Annotated in this window: 12 protein-coding genes; 4 read left to right on the forward strand and 8 right to left on the reverse strand. The window is 50.0% G+C overall.

Features of this window, described 5'->3' with window-relative positions; translation table 11 throughout:
* Positions 1-73 precede the first annotated feature (73 nt).
* From AB4876_RS02590 to AB4876_RS02600, 3 genes are all read left to right on the forward strand, one after another.
* Positions 74-889 (forward strand): SHOCT domain-containing protein, encoded by an 816-nt coding sequence (locus AB4876_RS02590; protein ID WP_368380080.1) that lies wholly within the window; start codon positions 74-76, stop codon positions 887-889.
* Positions 890-1,084: 195 nt separating this feature from the next.
* Positions 1,085-1,906, forward strand: a complete 822-nt coding sequence (locus AB4876_RS02595) for a hypothetical protein (protein ID WP_368380081.1) — start codon at positions 1,085-1,087, stop codon at positions 1,904-1,906.
* A 48-nt stretch (positions 1,907-1,954) separates the two neighbouring features.
* A complete protein-coding gene (locus AB4876_RS02600; protein WP_368380082.1) occupies positions 1,955-2,248 on the forward strand; it encodes a hypothetical protein in 294 nt (97 codons plus the stop codon).
* Positions 2,249-2,284: 36 nt separating this feature from the next.
* Here AB4876_RS02600 and AB4876_RS02605 read toward each other — a convergent pair whose 3' ends face one another.
* The 3 genes from AB4876_RS02605 to AB4876_RS02615 form a co-directional block, all read right to left on the reverse strand.
* Entirely contained in the window at positions 2,285-2,587 is a 303-nt protein-coding gene (locus tag AB4876_RS02605; protein ID WP_368380083.1) for a P-II family nitrogen regulator, read from the reverse strand.
* A 3-nt stretch (positions 2,588-2,590) separates the two neighbouring features.
* Positions 2,591-3,535, reverse strand: coding sequence for a sodium-dependent bicarbonate transport family permease (locus AB4876_RS02610; protein WP_368380084.1), 945 nt, complete (start codon positions 3,533-3,535; stop codon positions 2,591-2,593).
* A 147-nt stretch (positions 3,536-3,682) separates the two neighbouring features.
* Positions 3,683-4,606 (reverse strand): cation diffusion facilitator family transporter, encoded by a 924-nt coding sequence (locus AB4876_RS02615; RefSeq protein WP_368380085.1) that lies wholly within the window; start codon positions 4,604-4,606, stop codon positions 3,683-3,685.
* Positions 4,607-4,762: 156 nt separating this feature from the next.
* On the opposite strand from AB4876_RS02615, the gene AB4876_RS02620 reads away from it, so the two are divergent.
* Positions 4,763-5,983: a DUF3754 domain-containing protein gene (locus AB4876_RS02620; protein ID WP_368380086.1), complete on the forward strand. Its 1,221-nt coding sequence runs from the start codon at positions 4,763-4,765 to the stop codon at positions 5,981-5,983.
* Here the strand turns inward: AB4876_RS02620 and AB4876_RS02625 are convergent.
* The 5 genes from AB4876_RS02625 to AB4876_RS02645 form a co-directional block, all read right to left on the reverse strand.
* Complete coding sequence (locus AB4876_RS02625; RefSeq protein ID WP_368380087.1) at positions 5,945-6,670, reverse strand: 4'-phosphopantetheinyl transferase family protein; 726 nt, start codon at positions 6,668-6,670, stop codon at positions 5,945-5,947. The genes AB4876_RS02620 and AB4876_RS02625 overlap by 39 nt on opposite strands.
* Positions 6,671-6,719: 49 nt before the next feature.
* Entirely contained in the window at positions 6,720-8,054 is a 1,335-nt protein-coding gene (locus AB4876_RS02630) for a glycosyltransferase (protein ID WP_368380088.1), read from the reverse strand.
* A 77-nt stretch (positions 8,055-8,131) separates the two neighbouring features.
* Positions 8,132-12,235, reverse strand: coding sequence for a non-ribosomal peptide synthetase (locus AB4876_RS02635; protein ID WP_368380089.1), 4,104 nt, complete (start codon positions 12,233-12,235; stop codon positions 8,132-8,134).
* A gap of 618 nt (positions 12,236-12,853) precedes the next feature.
* A complete protein-coding gene (locus AB4876_RS02640; RefSeq protein WP_368380090.1) occupies positions 12,854-13,843 on the reverse strand; it encodes a sulfotransferase in 990 nt (329 codons plus the stop codon).
* Between the two features lie 302 nt (positions 13,844-14,145).
* The gene (locus AB4876_RS02645; protein ID WP_368380091.1) at positions 14,146-14,616 is read right to left on the reverse strand and encodes a hypothetical protein; all 471 of its coding nucleotides are present in this window, start codon (positions 14,614-14,616) and stop codon (positions 14,146-14,148) included.
* Positions 14,617-14,973: the final 357 nt, after the last annotated feature.

Raw genomic sequence — 14,973 nt, forward strand, 5'->3', positions numbered from 1 at the left:
AACTGATTATTGCTGCTAAAGAATTTGCTATCGGTTAGCGCCAGTTACGGCCCTTATTTAACAGGATGTTTTTATGCAAAAGCTCACCAATGTCGGCGAAAATATCGTCAATAGTATCGCCTCACGCTACGGCCTAAGTTATGGCGCGGTTGTGCACATGCTAGTAGCCGTCAACAACGGTGGTAGCTCAATGGCGCAATTCAATTGCTCGGAACTCGGTGGCTCGGGGCAGTGGATGCGGGGCGGCATGACGATGGTTGGCGATATGTTTAATAACGGACTCAAAGCCACCGTTAATAATTTATGCAATGAGCTAGCTGGCGCGCTGGCCAATAATCAGATGTTTCCCGTTATTCCTGCGGGCACGCGTGGTAGTAATCAGTGGTGGCCAGCGGATTTGGGCAGCCCGTTTAGTAGCGGCGCGCAGAATAACAGCCGTTATGCGGTTTTCCCCAATCGCCTTGCCGTGGAGTTAAATGGCCAAGTCTCGGTATACGACACCCTTAATCACAATATTGGCGGGGTGAGCCAGCAGCAGGGCAATAATCAAACGCTAACGTTTACTAGCCAGTTCGGCAACATTGCCACCAATAACCTACCCTTAATTTCTGGCCCAGGAATGCAGCCCCCAGCCCAGCCAAATTTTGCACAGCCGACTGAATTCAAACAAGCTCCGCCTGCACCGCAAAATAATCCGCCGGCTAATCACAGCAATGCAAACTCCGGCAATTCAAATACCGCCAGCAACAACTCAAATACGAGCAATACCAACTATGACGTAAATCAAACCTTGGATTTACTTGGTAAATTAGCGCAATTGCGCGATGCAGGCGCTTTGTCGGATGAGGAGTTTAATACTAAAAAAGCGCAGTTACTCAGTCGAATTTAATGGCGTTTAATTTCAGCTCAAAGACCGGCTTCATCCAAATTAAATTTAGCTATCCTTATTAAAGGAGGGGAGTTAGGCCCACTATTTGCAATAGTATAGGTAGCAGATGTAAGAACTCTCTATAGGCACGGCGAATCCAGTACCGGAAGCGCCGCATAGCTTGAAAGGTGGATGCAATGACAGGCCAGCAAGGTAATGAGCAAAGATATATTGCGTGGCAAAATGCAATTTAATATGCAAAACAATAAGCGGAATTGTAAGCAGAGGTATAAACAAAACGGGTATGTGCTGACCACCGAGCTGGTGCTGCTTGCATGTACCCTAGTTTTAGGAACCGTCATTGGCTGGGTGGCGATTCGCGATGCCTTGTTACAAGAGATGTTCGACTTTGCCTCAGCCATAGAGAATCAAACGTATTATGCTTTCGATGGCTTGTCTGCTTCACAACTGCCAGCAGGCTTTGCCAATTCTGCAAACACCAATCAGCAGGCGCGCTCATCGTATATTGCGCCGCTTGACGGTGAGGGCGGCCTTATTATTGTCGACAATGGCGATGACGGCAGTGTGGTGGTGCTAGACCCCGACTCGACCGACCCTGTTGATCCGCCCGTAGACCCGCTAACACCGCCGGTAGAGCCGCCCAGCGACTTACTGCTTAGCGAAACACCCTTTTTGGATCTTATTGACCCCCTCGGTATTGAAATACTAAATGAAAAAATTAGTATTAGAGATTGTATCGTTCGCGGGTCGAGCTACAACATCAATATAGTAAGCATACTGGACGGTGCGCTCAGCGGCCAATGCGAAACCATTGGTGAGCCGCAGGATCCCAGCACAATTCCTGATGATCTCGAAAATATAGCTTTTCTTGATCTTCTCGATCCTATTACCGCGCTAGTGACTGACGTGGTGAGTATCAATGATTGCGTAAGTCTTATCAGCGGTGCTAGCGGTGGACAATTGTTTATCAATCAATTGGCTGTTGATGGAGTAGGGTTTTGTCAGCCAGGGTTTTAATTGCCAAAGTTTGCCCCAAGATTCATCACTTTTTATATGGACCTATACATGGACGTGAAACAAAGCCAAATACCGAAAGCATTTGCCCCAGATCTTGATCTCAATAGCGTGGGCATCACTCACAGCTACGGTGAGGTTAAGGCCTGGCGAGAAGCCTATGAACAGCGTAGGAATAAGCGCGAGGAGAGCGAGCGAAACAAAGAAAATCTCGAGCTTTCAGCCCTGACTGCCGACAAAATCGATAATTTGCTGCGGCGGGCAATGTTTGCCACTGGTAACCGAGACGTGCAGCTAGCATTGCGCCGCTTAGAGCGAACACTCAACCGTGCAGAAAACGCCTAGTTGAAATACAAGGCGTTTACGGGTGGCAATTGAGGATTAAAATTTTTCCGGCCTTATCACTTCAACATCGCTCATAAATAGAATCATGGCGTAGTTATCGTAGTAGCTTTCTTTTAGGTGGCTGGCAATCTGGCTGGCGATAGCCGCGTCGCTAACTACCTCAATCCGAATATTGCCGTTGGCATCCCACGCAGCGTTGCGCACGCCGCGGCCACCTTTGCCCCGCGCATCGGTAATGGTGTAGCCCTGGGCGCCGAGGCGCTCAATATCTTTGATTAAGATATTTTCCAGCACGGCTTCAGTCACAATGGTTAGCAGTTTTTTTATATTTTCGCTCATCGCTTAAGCTCCGAAAAAGGCGTGAATATATTCCGCCATTGCGTAATAAATTGGGATACCGATCACCACATTAAAGGGGAAGGTGATACCCAGTGATGCGGCCAATGACAGGGTCGGGTTTGCCTCGGGCACCGAGATCCGCATTGCTGCTGGTACGGCGATATAGGAGGCGCTGGCGGCGAGTATGGCCAGCATTGCGGTACCGCCCACGGAGAAGCCCAGTAAACAGCCTGTAGCCGCACCAAGTACCGCCGACAGCATCGGCATGCTAATACCAAACACGATCAGGAAAACGCCGTACTTCTTTAGGGTGCCTACGTGCTTAGAGGTGATTAGGCCCATTTCTAAAAGGAAGAGGGCTAAAATGCCTTTGAATAAATCGAAGAATAGAGGTTTGATCGACGCCAACTGCTCGGCCCCGGCAATCCAGCCAATGAGCAGGCCGCCAATCATTAGAATGATGCTCTTACCCAGTAGCACTTCGTGGCCAACTTGGGCCCAGTTGGTTTGCTTAGAAAAGCCCTTGGCGATCACGATGCCGACCAGAATAGCGGGAATCTCCAACATCACTACAAACAGCGGCATTTGCTCCTCGTAATAAATTCCCCTTGCGCTCATATAAGCTACGGCTACGGCGAAGGTGCCCATACTTACCGAGCCGTAGTGCGCGGCGATAGAGGCTGCGTCCACACGACTAAAGCGTCCGAGGTAGCGCAGAAGAGGGAAGGCTATTAGCGGTAAAAGGATACCGAGGCCAATAACTACCAGCATCTGAGGCAACAACTCAAGGAAGGGCTGTTTGGCAAGCTCGATGCCGCCCTTCATACCGATGGTCAGCAGCAGCATGATGCTGACTAAGTCGTATATAGCGGGGGGGAGGCGTAATTCTGAGCGCAGTAAACCGGCACTGAGACCGAAGATAAAAAACAAAATGACGGGATCTATCATACCGCACCAAACCTCTTACCAGACGCTAGACCAAATAGGTTAGCGATTGCGCGCAATCTAGCGGTAGCCGCGTGAATTAGCGAATCATTTCCGCTGCTAAAGTCTAAAATCGATGGGGAATATTCACAGCGACTAACTAATAGGGTTTTAACTGTGGTCGGCGTGACGATGTTTCGTCGAGTGATGTTGGGCTGAACGCGACAAGTCGCGGCAATTTTCCTTGGGAAACTCCAGCTCGATAGTGGTGTGGCTCAACTCATATTTGGCCATGGCGGCGGCGATATTCGCTTTAAAAACAACCAACTCAGGCTGCGAATAATCTTGGTTCAGGAGCAAGTGGGCGGTTAGCACATGGTGTTCGCCGTCGAGTGACCAGAGGTGAAGGTGATGAATGTCGCTAACATGGTCAATCGCTTGCAGGTCGGCTTGGATTTGACTGCGCAGCGCCTGATCCGGTGTGGCCTGCAAAAACAGGCGCAGGGTTTCTAACAAGGTTTTTACTACATTAAATAATATGAATAGGGTAAAGCCGATGGAGAGCAGGGGGTCGAGAATCGGAATTTCCACCACCATTAGCACAAGCGATAACACTAAAATGGCGACCCAGCCCAAAACATCTTCGAGTAAATGCCAGTTGAGCATGCGCTCGTTAAGGGTTTTACCGTGGCTTAACTGGTAGGCAGCATAGCCATTTACGGTAACGCCTAAAATGGCTAAACCGAGCATGCCGGTGGCGTCGGGCATTTCTGGGTTGGCCAGTCGCGGTATGGCTTCACTTAAAATCCAGATAGCGCCAACGACCAATACCACGCCATTAATCAGCGCGCCAAGCAGGGAGAAACGCCGGTAGCCGTAGCTATAGTGATGGCTAGCCTCTTTATCACTGACTTTATTTAGCAGCCAAGCGGAGCCAATAGCCAAGCAATCACCTAGATCGTGAACAGCATCGGCCATAATTGCGGTGCTATTGGTTAAATATCCACCAATAAATTCAATAATTGTGAACACAAAATTTAGCGCAAAGGCAAAGCCAATGCGCTCTGAGGCGGTGTGATGGTGGTGGTCGTGCATTATTCACCTCAGTTTGGGGCTTAGGGTCAAAAACGCTAAAACAATATACCTCGCAAAAACAATAGCCTATGCTGCGTGGCTATGTCGAGAAAGGAAACTTGCAAGTTAATCAGGGATACATTGCTAATTACAGCATAACGTTAAAAGGTTGTTGCCATGCCGAAACTGGCTTTAGTCCGCTTTATTCCATTCCGCCGCGCGGATATTTTACAAATGTGCCTGCAGGAAGCGCAGTTAGACACCGCTGGCTTAGCCCAATTCCAAATGGGTGCCGCTCATATTGAACGTCATTTTTGCGACGACTTTCACCAAGTAAAGCACACCCTTAAAGATGCCTACTTCAGTCTGGACCCCGACGCGGATACCCGGCTGGTACACCTCGATAATAGCGATAATACTGCAGACCTAGCTCGCCAAATATCGCAATTACTCGAGCGGGCAAATTACGATAAAGTCACGCCAGAAGTCTTGTCGAGGGCGATGAATTCCAGCTCATTATTTGATATTAGGTTGGTGGTGAACTTGGATGATTTCGCCGAGGTCTTGCTATACACCCGCGGGGTTAGTGAGCGCACCGAGGAAATTCGCGGCCCATTTAATCTTTGGCGGAAAAACATTGATTTTATCAATTACGACCGTGTGGTTTTGTATTTGCGGTTTAAAGATAAAATGGATAAAGACAGCCCATTTGCGGACTGCCGCCCTGGATCAACCATGCTCAAGCTGTTTCAAAATGTGCCGGAAGGCGATTTGGAAATGCTGTTTCCCAACACCCAAGTTGGCATGCGGCTGCGTGATAAATTGATGATTGGGATACCGGCGCTGGTGAGTGGTGGCATTGTACTCACGACCAAACTCGGTGCCACTTTGGTATTAACGGGCTCGCTACTCGGTTTTTGGCTGGGTTTACACAAAGAGGCGGTGACCTTAGATAGCAAGGCCTTAATCGTTCTATTGGCGGGGGCGGCGACAATTGCCGGCTATTTGTGGAAGCAATTCAGCAATTTCAAAAATCGTAAATTGCGCTTTACTGAGGCCCTCACCCGAAATCTTTACTTTAAGCTGTTGGACAATAATGCCGGTGTTATTTATCGCCTGCTAGACGACGCTGAGGAGTCCGAGTGCAAGGAAAGCCTGCTGGCCTATTATTTTCTGCTCGCCGCTCAGCAACCCTTAAGCGCTCAGGAGTTGGATCAGCGCATTGAAGTGTGGTTTTCTCAGCGCTGGCAGTGCCAACTCGATTTTGATATCGATGATGCCCTGCAAAAACTCGCCATGCTCAACTTAGCCTATCTCGATGGTGGCTATTGGCGCATTTGTAAAATACAGGATGCGCCCCTAGGGCAAGATGTAAGTGAGCAGGCCAATGGGGTGTGATTGCCAGCGCACCAGAATTTCACGCCCGGCACGGAGGCTCGGGCTGAGGTCTCTTAGCAACTGCAGTGTCAGCTGCTTTGCCTCTGTGTCTAGCGCGCAAAGGCGCACATCGAGGAAATCAAAATAGCGGCCCACGTTTGGATAGAGGGCCTTAAACAAGCTTTCTTTGGCTGAGAAAATCAGTGAGAAAGCAAAGCCAAAATGGTCTTCCTGCGTGTCGTTCGTAAATTGATTGCACAGCATCTTGCGCTCTTCGGGGCTGATTATGCTGGGCAGAATTTGGCGCGCGCTCGGTTCATCGATAATCGTTTCTAAATCTAGGCCTACGCCAACGTCAGTAAGCTGGACGCCTCTTGTGGCCTGCATAAAACAAACGGCGTGATTTTTACTATGGCTGATCGACCCCACTACCGCAGACGGCCACAGGGGGTTGCGTTGGGCGCCAATGGCAATATCGCTTGCTGGAATTGCCAGGTTCTGCATCGCTATTTTTGCTAAATAGCGGCCCGCTAAAAATTCCGCCTTGCGCCGCAGGCTTGCTTCTCGCAATATTGACGGAAGGGCGATCGTAAAGTCTTCGAACAGACTGTCACGGTAAGCATTAATATTGAACTGACAGCTAATGCCAACACCGCTTGGTTTTGCAGCACAAAAAACTAAGGGTCTCAGCTCGTTTATAAACGTCATTGGTGTAGGCCAGCGCAAAGCAATGTTTTTGCGCTGCGCACATAGGGGATCAAGCAGACTCAGCTAAGCTAGGGTCTAGCACCGCCTTTATTGCCGCAGGTGATGCTTGGCTCTCGTCGGTTGGGGTAAGAAATTCCCAGTCTTCGAGCAGATCGATGGCTCTCGCCACACCATCTTCAGCATTGATGCGTCCTGCCATTGCGCGCGCAGCGTCTTGCATTGAACTCATTGACGCCTGCCCAATGGCCTGCGCAAATACCTCTGGCGTTAAGGCTTTTCTGTTTAAAGCGGGTGGCGCTATACCGTTTTCGGCCAGTCGCCAAGCCCAAAATGGCTGGTCGCCAAAGAACGGGATGACGACCGAGGGAATGCCAGCGCGAATAGTCGCCGCCGTGGTGCCAGCGCCGCCGTGGTGCACCGCGATAGCAACACGAGGAAACAGCCAGTCGTGGGGCGCAGCTTGAATTACATGAATATTGTCTGCATTACCCTTGGGTGGCGCCATGCCGCCCCAGCCCGTTGCGATAATGGCGCGGCGGCCACTGCGGCGCAGGCTCTCGTAAATAATCTTGCTAAGTGCTTCGGCATCATCGCCGAGCATGCTGCCGAAGCCGATGTAGATTGGCGGCTCGCCGGCATCGAGAAATGCTTGTAGCGCCTCTGGCGCGTGCCAGGTTTTAGCCTCGCTGAAAAACCAATTGCCGCAGACTTGAATCCCCTGCGGCCAAGCCGCAGAACGCGGCAAAAGGCTGGGGCTGTAGGCGTATAAAATTCGCCGGTCTTTGTTTTTAATACGGTAATAGGGGCCATACCAAGGCAGCGCGCTAAGGCCGAGTTCGCGCCTAACCATGCCGTAAGCAGGGCTCAGCATCTGCCAGGTCACACTGCGTAATACCGTGTATAACAGCATATTGGCTGTGCCGCTGCGCGGTCGTTTTGGCGGCGGCATCATCATGGGCGGAATATCTGGACAGGGGGTTACTGGCTGCAGATGGGTTTCAACCATGGGTATCTTTAGCGCCTCGGCCAAGGAGTTAGCTAAAACGGCAACCATGCCATTGCCCAGCAACAGGTCGGCGTCTTTTGCTGCGGCTAAGCCCTGCGCCGCCCAATCTACCGCCATGGTTTTAAGGTGGTGGCGAGCCGTACTCATGAGCGCAAAAGGATTTAGGCCGCGCTGTAGGGCGCGGGGGTCTTTGGCCATCACTTCTAAAAAGTCGGCGCTGAGCTCGGCAAACTCCAAACCGTTGTCGCGCACTAGTGCTTCACAGGTTTTGCCGCTGACTATGCGCACCTTATGGCCTTTGTTTTGTAAGCCTTGGCCAAGCGCAATAAAGGGTCTTACATCGCCTTGGGTGCCCACACTAAAAATAATGATATTCATAAAAGTCCAAAAATAATTCTTTGTCTAAGGCGAGGCAGCCCCGCCTTAATTTATTCGATCCGTTCGGCTCGCAGATCTTAAAAGCGGCCTTTTAATTGCAGTTCATTGGCAATGAGTGGGCCGATAAACTCCAGTGGCGCCGCGTCAAACATTTGTTGGTGATGGCAATCAATATGCTCCACGCTAAGCTTGCCAACATGGCTTTGCCAAATTTCTGGGTCTTGGTGAAGTACCTCGTTAATTTGATTTTCTGCGGGATGAGAAGCAGCAATAAACAACATGTCGGTGTTGAGTTTACCCGGCACAAAGCGCTGCGAGAGGGCTAGGTTGTTTTCTATAATCCGACGCACGCTGGCAATAATGTCGCTATTGCTCTGCTGTATTTCTTTAACAAAAGGCAGGTTGGCAATATCGTATTCATCGCATAAAAACTCGGTGAGATTGTTCATTGTTGTCGGCTTGTTGCCCATCGCGTCGGTGCTAAAGCCCATAAACGTAAGCGCACTGCGAACTAGCTGGGTTTCGTCCATTTGCTGAGGAACAGGCTGTGAATCTTTTTGCACGTAGGGGTAGGCATCTAATACCGCCAGGAAGGAGACTTGCTCGCCTGCTAGCTCGAGGCGGCGCGCTACTTCGTGGGCGAGCAAACCGCCCATTGACCAGCCTAATAGTTGATAGGGGCCAGCCGCTTGCACGCGGCGAATGTAGGCAATGTATTCCTCGGCTATTTCGCCAATACTTTCAGGTAACTCGTTCTGGAAATATTCCAAGCCGCGGGCTTGCAGTCCGTATATTGGTTGCTCAGTACCTAAATAACGGCTTAGGCCAGCGTAGGCCCAGCTCAAACCCACTACTGGGTGAATACAAAACAGTGGGTTAGCAAGCCCCGTGGTTTTGAGTGGCAGCAGTTGGCTTAGTGGATGCACTTCGCGCTGGGTTTGCAATTGCTGGGCGAGTTCGGCAATGGTGCTGGCTTCAAATACAGCGGCTAGGGGAATATCTCTTTGCATGAGTTCGCGCAGCCGCGCGACCATTCGCGCGGCAGTGAGCGAGTCGCCGCCAAGGTCGAAAAAACTGTCGTGAATACCCACTTGCTCAACTTCAAATACCTCAGCCCACAAGATGGCGAGTTGACTTTCAATCTCATTACGAGGGGCAATATATTCGCGGCTGATTTGCCATAAAGGCTGGGGCAGTGCTTTGCGGTCGAGCTTACCGTTAACATTAGTGGGTAGGTGCTCCATTACTGTGAACACAGTTGGAATCATATAATCGGGCAATGATTTTTCGAGTTCGGCGCGCAAAATACAGGTGTCAATCTCATGTAACAAGCCATCACTTTGCAAACTAGGTACGACATAGGCGGCCAAGCGTTTCTCACCGCGCGGGTCTTCGCTAAGGGTGACAACCGCTTGGCGTACACCACTGCAACGTTGGATATTGGCTTCAACGTCTTCAGCCTCAATGCGGAAACCGCGAATTTTCATTTGAAAATCGTTGCGACCGAGGAAGTCGAGCACGCCGTCGGCGCGCCACCGGGCGAGATCGCCGGTTCGGTAAAGTCGGCCTTCACCAAAAGGATTGCTAATGAAACGCTCTGCGGTGAGTTCTGGGCGATGCAAATACCCCTGTGCGACACCGGCGCCGCCGATAAACAACTCGCCAATTGCACCCACCGGAACCGGCTGCATCGCTTGGTCGAGCACGTACATTTGGGTGTTCCATATTGGCCGGCCAATGGGTGGCGTGTCTAAATCGTCACCATCTAAGACCATCAAGGTAGACCAAATAGTGGTTTCGGTAGGGCCGTAAAGGTTGACCACTGGGTGGCCTAGCTTGCGCATTTTTCGCGCAAGGTGAGACGGCAGCGCTTCGCCACCAACCAGGGGTCGCACACCGCTAATTTGCTCGGCGTGATCGGCCAGGAGCGCCTGCCAGTGCGATGGCGTAGCTTGCATAATACTAATTTCACTACGCTGAATAAGCGCGGCCAGCGCTGCGGGATCTTTGGCGGTGTTGCGGTCGGCGATATGCACACTGGCGCCGGTCATCAGGGGCAAAAATAATTCAAGTGCGGCAATGTCGAAGGCGACGGTGGTGAGCGCTAAAAATTTATCGTTGGGGCTAAGTGCCAAACTGTCTTGCATGGCAAGCAAAAAATTAAGCAGACTGCGATGTTCAATGACCACCCCTTTAGGGCGACCGGTTGAACCTGAGGTGTAGATAACATAAGCGGGGGTATCGCCGCTGATTCTCGCTTTTAATTCGCTGTGGCGCGGTGTGTGGCTGGGGTGATCATTTAGCTTTAACTCCTCCACATGCAGGGTCTTAGCCGTGATATTAATTAGTCCAGCGGCGATGTCGGCGGTGCTTAATAATAAATCAGGCTTACCTTCTTCGAGTATTAAGGCGAGGCGCTCTGGCGGCGCAGTGGGATCTAAGGGCAAATACGCTGCACCAGTTTTTAAAACGGCCAACAGCGCAATTGGCATCCATTCATTGCGGGGCAGGGCAATGGCCACAATGTTGCCCGCACCAATATTGTTTACTAATAAGGCGTGGGCAAGGCGATTTATTGCTTGATTTAGTTCCCGGTAATTTAAGGTTTTGTCGTTGCTGCGGAGCGCAGTGGCTAACGGGGTTTCAACAACTTGGGCGTCAAAAAGTGCTGGCCAGTGGGTGTTTGGAAGCGGGTGATCGGTGTCGTTCCACGCGCTCATTAATTGGTGGTGTTCGGTATTGTCGAGCAGATTGATCTTGGCAATTACCTGCTCTGGGGCGGCTAGAACAGCGTCAATCAAACGACAAAAGCGATCGCGATGCTTGTCTAAATCTTGCTGAGTATACAAAGCGGGATTAGCGTCTAAATCTATGCTTAAACCAGCGTTGTCGCCGCGGTCATAAATAAATACCGTTAAATCCTCAACCGTGCCGTTGCACAGGTTCTCGGCGAGGCATGTGTGGCCACCAAAGCCCAAGTCGTAGTCGAAGGGCTCAATGTTCACGCCCACCCATGAGATTTGTTGGCCTTGGCCAAGTAAACCAAGCTCTCTGCGTAAATCCTCGTAACGATACTGCTGGTGTCGGAGTGAGGAGCGCACGGTTTTAGCCACTTGTTGGAATAGCTGTGGCAGGGTTTGCTCAGGGGTCATGGCCAAACGGATAGTGACCGCATTCGCCATCATGCTCGGAATACTGCGCATGGTCTTGCTGGCCCGGGCTGACACCGGCATACCAAACACCAAATCATCTGCGCCAGTCATGCGGTAGATATAGGCTGCAAATAGGGAGATTAACACCTGCGGCAAACTGCCTTCCGAGTTTTTGCCCAGCTCGCGGAGTATGCGACTGTTGGCCACAGAGATTTTTGCGCTGCTGCGTCGCAGTCCACCTGCACGGTTAGCATTGTGCCGCGTTAAAGACACGGGCTCTGGCAGGCTTTGCAATTGTTCCAGCCAGTAGTCCCGGTCCCGGTCGAAGCGACTGCTGCTGCGGTAGCTGGCTTCGTGCTCTAGTTGCAGGGCGATTGGCAGAAATGGGGTGGGGCCAATGTCGCGCTCGGCCAGTAAAGCATTGTAAATATCTGCTAGGCGACGAGCGATGATGCCGGCGCCAAAACCGTCGAGTACAACGTGGTGGCAGCGGTGATACCAGTAGTAGCACTGATCGTTGATTTTAAGTAGCGCGCATACCCACAGCGGATCCCGAGCTAAATCAACTGGGGCGCTGAGCTCAGTCATCATCCATGACCTAGCGGCTGCCCGCGGGTCTGCTTCATTACTAACATCTACAAACGGGAACTCGCCTTTATAGGCGTCTAGCAATATTTGGCGGGGACCTTCGTCGGTGTCGTGAATTTCTAGGCGGGTAGTTTCTGCTTCAACAGTAATTTGCTGTAGCGCGGCACGAAACAGGGCGGGCTTAATTTCACCCTGTATTTCGCAGTATTCGGCAACATTGTATATGGCGTCGTGGGGCCCAATTTTTTCGCCAAACCACAGGCCTCGCTGGGATTGCGCTAGCGGAAAAACACCCTGTTCAGATTTTAATTCGTGAGCACGATCAGAAGGGCTGCCCTTGGCAAGTTGCTTAAACGCAGTTGTGTCTAGCGCTAAATAATCTTGATCTGGTTTGGATTGCGGTTTTACTTTGGGCGCCTTAATAGCGATGTTTTCAGTCATCGGATCGGTCTCTTCACGCTGTGTTTTGAGTACGAAACCGAAGCAGGGTGCGGGGTTGTGGCCATAGCGATGACGCAAAACTTCTGCACGGGGTGCAATGCATATTTGAGCTTGTGTGTGACATAGTGGAATATTTACTGCCTTTATTAAAACGGCGATTCGTTCACTTGTGCCTGCACAGCCCCAATAAGTATCGAGCCTCCCTTCGATTTCCTATTACTCGGCTGTGTTTTAATAATACGTACTTACACCTAGGTATACACGAAGTATAGTGTGACATAGTGCTCACGAATGATAATTGGCATTGAACTTTTATAAGGGTGTTAGATACTTACTGCACATAAATTAAGAACTGAGAAAATGCGAAAAAAGCTTTTGAGTAATTGTGACATTTGCAAGCGCGCAACAGGCTCAATTTCAAATAGGGTGGTATTTCGAAAACTATATGAGGCTCTAAAACAGTGGGCAAATAAAACCTAAGCTATACCGCTTTAGCGTAGATATATTGGTGTTGAAAAGGGGCGTAGTACTTTACACGCTAGAGTTTCCGCCCTAGCGCTTAAATAATAGGACTGAGCTCGATGACCATTTAGATCTGGGGCTTAGCTTCGGTAAAGCCTAGGACGGGTGCGCCGCTTTTAGTATTGCCGACAGCTGCGGCTGATAGTTTACTAAGGCTGGATTCAAATTATGGCGCTGACGCACGGTCATATCGCTCGGGGTGGCGCAAAGATCAATATTTAGTAGTGGCTGTAGTTTATGCATCGCTGCGCTGGGGTCTGCTATTAACTCGGCGTAATCAAGTTCAATAGCATGGCTGCTAGGCATACTCGCAATTTCAGCCTGATAAATCGCCACCTGCTTGGCAAGATCTTTCGCTAGCAGTGACCGGCCCGCTAGACTGGTTAGCTTTTTACCTACTATGGCGCGAAATCCACGGAGCATCTGCCATGCGCAGTATCCAGTACGGTAGCCGCGGCGGCCATTGCCAGTATCTAGGAGCATTTCCAGATATTTTTGTGGGCCTTCAAGGTAGGCGAGTAGCGCATTCAGCATGCTGTTTAACACAGCAATAGGTTCACGGCGAATATAGATGAATCGTGCATCCGGAAAACGCGCCAAAATAGATTGCGCATTGCCGGTATCCCAAGGGTTTTTTAATAATACCGCTTGGCTGCCAGGCTCTACGGCGATCAGTTTGCGGCAGAGTTGGCTGAACAATACCGTGTTTTGCTCGCTCAACTTAAAGCTTCCGCTTTTTTTGCGCAGTAAAAAGCCGTATTCCTCAACTGCATCCGCATCAATACGAGTGCCGTCGATATTGCGGTCAGTGATACCCATGGCTTTAAAACATTGGTTAAGCCGGTTTTTATCCTGCTCTTCGCTGTTGTGATGGTGATTGTACAAAAGACGATCAAAATACATTAGGTGGTACAGGGTTAAATGCGCCACTGGGAATGATTTTGCCATGCAGTCATAAAGAAAGGTGGTGCCTGAGCGGTGTAAACCCATGATAAAAATAGGGCGTATCGGTAGGTTCGCCAATTCATTTAGGTAGGTATGATCTTCATCAGGGGTCGGAAAAAAAGGGTCTACAGGGTATTTCAAGGCCTACCTCGGGGTCGGTATTAAATTACTAATTACCCAGCAAGCGGTGTTGCCGCGCACGCAAGTTCTGTACTTTACTTGATTGCGCGACGCGAGAATGATCCAGCTTTCACTTATGAGAAGTAATGCGCATTTTTGATTAATTGTAAGCTAATAACGACTGAATTAAATTCTATCTCAGATTCACTATGACACAAAGTTAGTATTATGCGGATTATTTCCGGTGAGAATGAAGGCGCTGTTCGATCCGCAGTTTTCATTCTCACCACCTAAGGCGTGCTGCCGCGAGTGTGACTATATTGCTAGAGTACCCCAGGCAATACTGGAACCGTGGTATTGAGTAGCTCAATTGCAATCGGTAGTAAGCCAGAGGTTAAATCGCCACCAACGAGAGGGATTCCGCCGCCGAGTAAACCGCTGCCTAACAGCACGTTAAGCTGCGGCGTTGCAGAATTAACAAGATCAATAGCCATTGGTAAAGCGCTAGCGCCGACGCTACTTGTTAAGTCGGTAAGCACTGGTAATACACTGCCAACAAGGTCGCTGCCAAGCAATTGATTTACTGTTGGCAGGGCGCTATTTACTGTTTCTAGCGCAAGCGGGGTAAGTCCGCCCACTAGATCGTTGACGGGTAAGCCAGTGCTGAGTACGTCTAGGTTTGGCACGCTAGCTGGGCTAAGGCTGCTGCCAAGCAAACCAGCAACAAGGTCTTGGGCATGGCTGGCACTACTCATTGAAATGCTTAGGAGTAAGGCTAAGTGATGTAGTTTCATATTCGCTTCCTTGGGTTGATTTAAATGCTATGACACATAGCGAGTTAAGCTATGTCCTGTTCAGCAAATTAAATGCCAATAAAAACTTATAAAAAAATATAAAATTTATTATCAGTTTTCTAAGCAGCGCTAAACGCCGCGCAGAGGCTAGCATAGTAGTATTACGTATTTACTTTTCGTGGAGTTATGTGAGCGCTGGATTTAGATTTTTACGTGACGTGATCGCGGCGATCAGGTCGCGCAAAGATTTTTCGCTTTATTTTGTGGCATTGAATCTTGATGAGCGTGATATTTATTAGTGCACTGTAGGGCTGGGTGCCCTTAATTAATCGCGAAGTATGAGGCATTTACTCTCAT

The sequence above is a fragment of the Zhongshania guokunii genome (genome assembly GCF_040892635.1).
In the GTDB taxonomy this organism is placed as follows: domain Bacteria; phylum Pseudomonadota; class Gammaproteobacteria; order Pseudomonadales; family Spongiibacteraceae; genus Spongiibacter; species Spongiibacter guokunii.

Excerpts from the sequence above, each read along its gene's own strand:
- AB4876_RS02590 (WP_368380080.1), top strand. The coding sequence starts at position 74 with ATGCAAAAGCTCACCAATGTCGGCGAAAATATCGTCAATAGTATCGCC.
- AB4876_RS02595 (WP_368380081.1), top strand. The coding sequence starts at position 1,085 with ATGAGCAAAGATATATTGCGTGGCAAAATGCAATTTAATATGCAAAAC.
- AB4876_RS02600 (WP_368380082.1), top strand. The coding sequence starts at position 1,955 with ATGGACGTGAAACAAAGCCAAATACCGAAAGCATTTGCCCCAGATCTT.
- AB4876_RS02605 (WP_368380083.1), bottom strand. The coding sequence starts at position 2,587 with ATGAGCGAAAATATAAAAAAACTGCTAACCATTGTGACTGAAGCCGTG.
- AB4876_RS02610 (WP_368380084.1), bottom strand. The coding sequence starts at position 3,535 with ATGATAGATCCCGTCATTTTGTTTTTTATCTTCGGTCTCAGTGCCGGT.
- AB4876_RS02615 (WP_368380085.1), bottom strand. The coding sequence starts at position 4,606 with ATGCACGACCACCACCATCACACCGCCTCAGAGCGCATTGGCTTTGCC.
- AB4876_RS02620 (WP_368380086.1), top strand. The coding sequence starts at position 4,763 with ATGCCGAAACTGGCTTTAGTCCGCTTTATTCCATTCCGCCGCGCGGAT.
- AB4876_RS02625 (WP_368380087.1), bottom strand. The coding sequence starts at position 6,670 with ATGACGTTTATAAACGAGCTGAGACCCTTAGTTTTTTGTGCTGCAAAA.
- AB4876_RS02630 (WP_368380088.1), bottom strand. The coding sequence starts at position 8,054 with ATGAATATCATTATTTTTAGTGTGGGCACCCAAGGCGATGTAAGACCC.
- AB4876_RS02635 (WP_368380089.1), bottom strand. The coding sequence starts at position 12,235 with ATGACTGAAAACATCGCTATTAAGGCGCCCAAAGTAAAACCGCAATCC.
- AB4876_RS02645 (WP_368380091.1), bottom strand. The coding sequence starts at position 14,616 with ATGAAACTACATCACTTAGCCTTACTCCTAAGCATTTCAATGAGTAGT.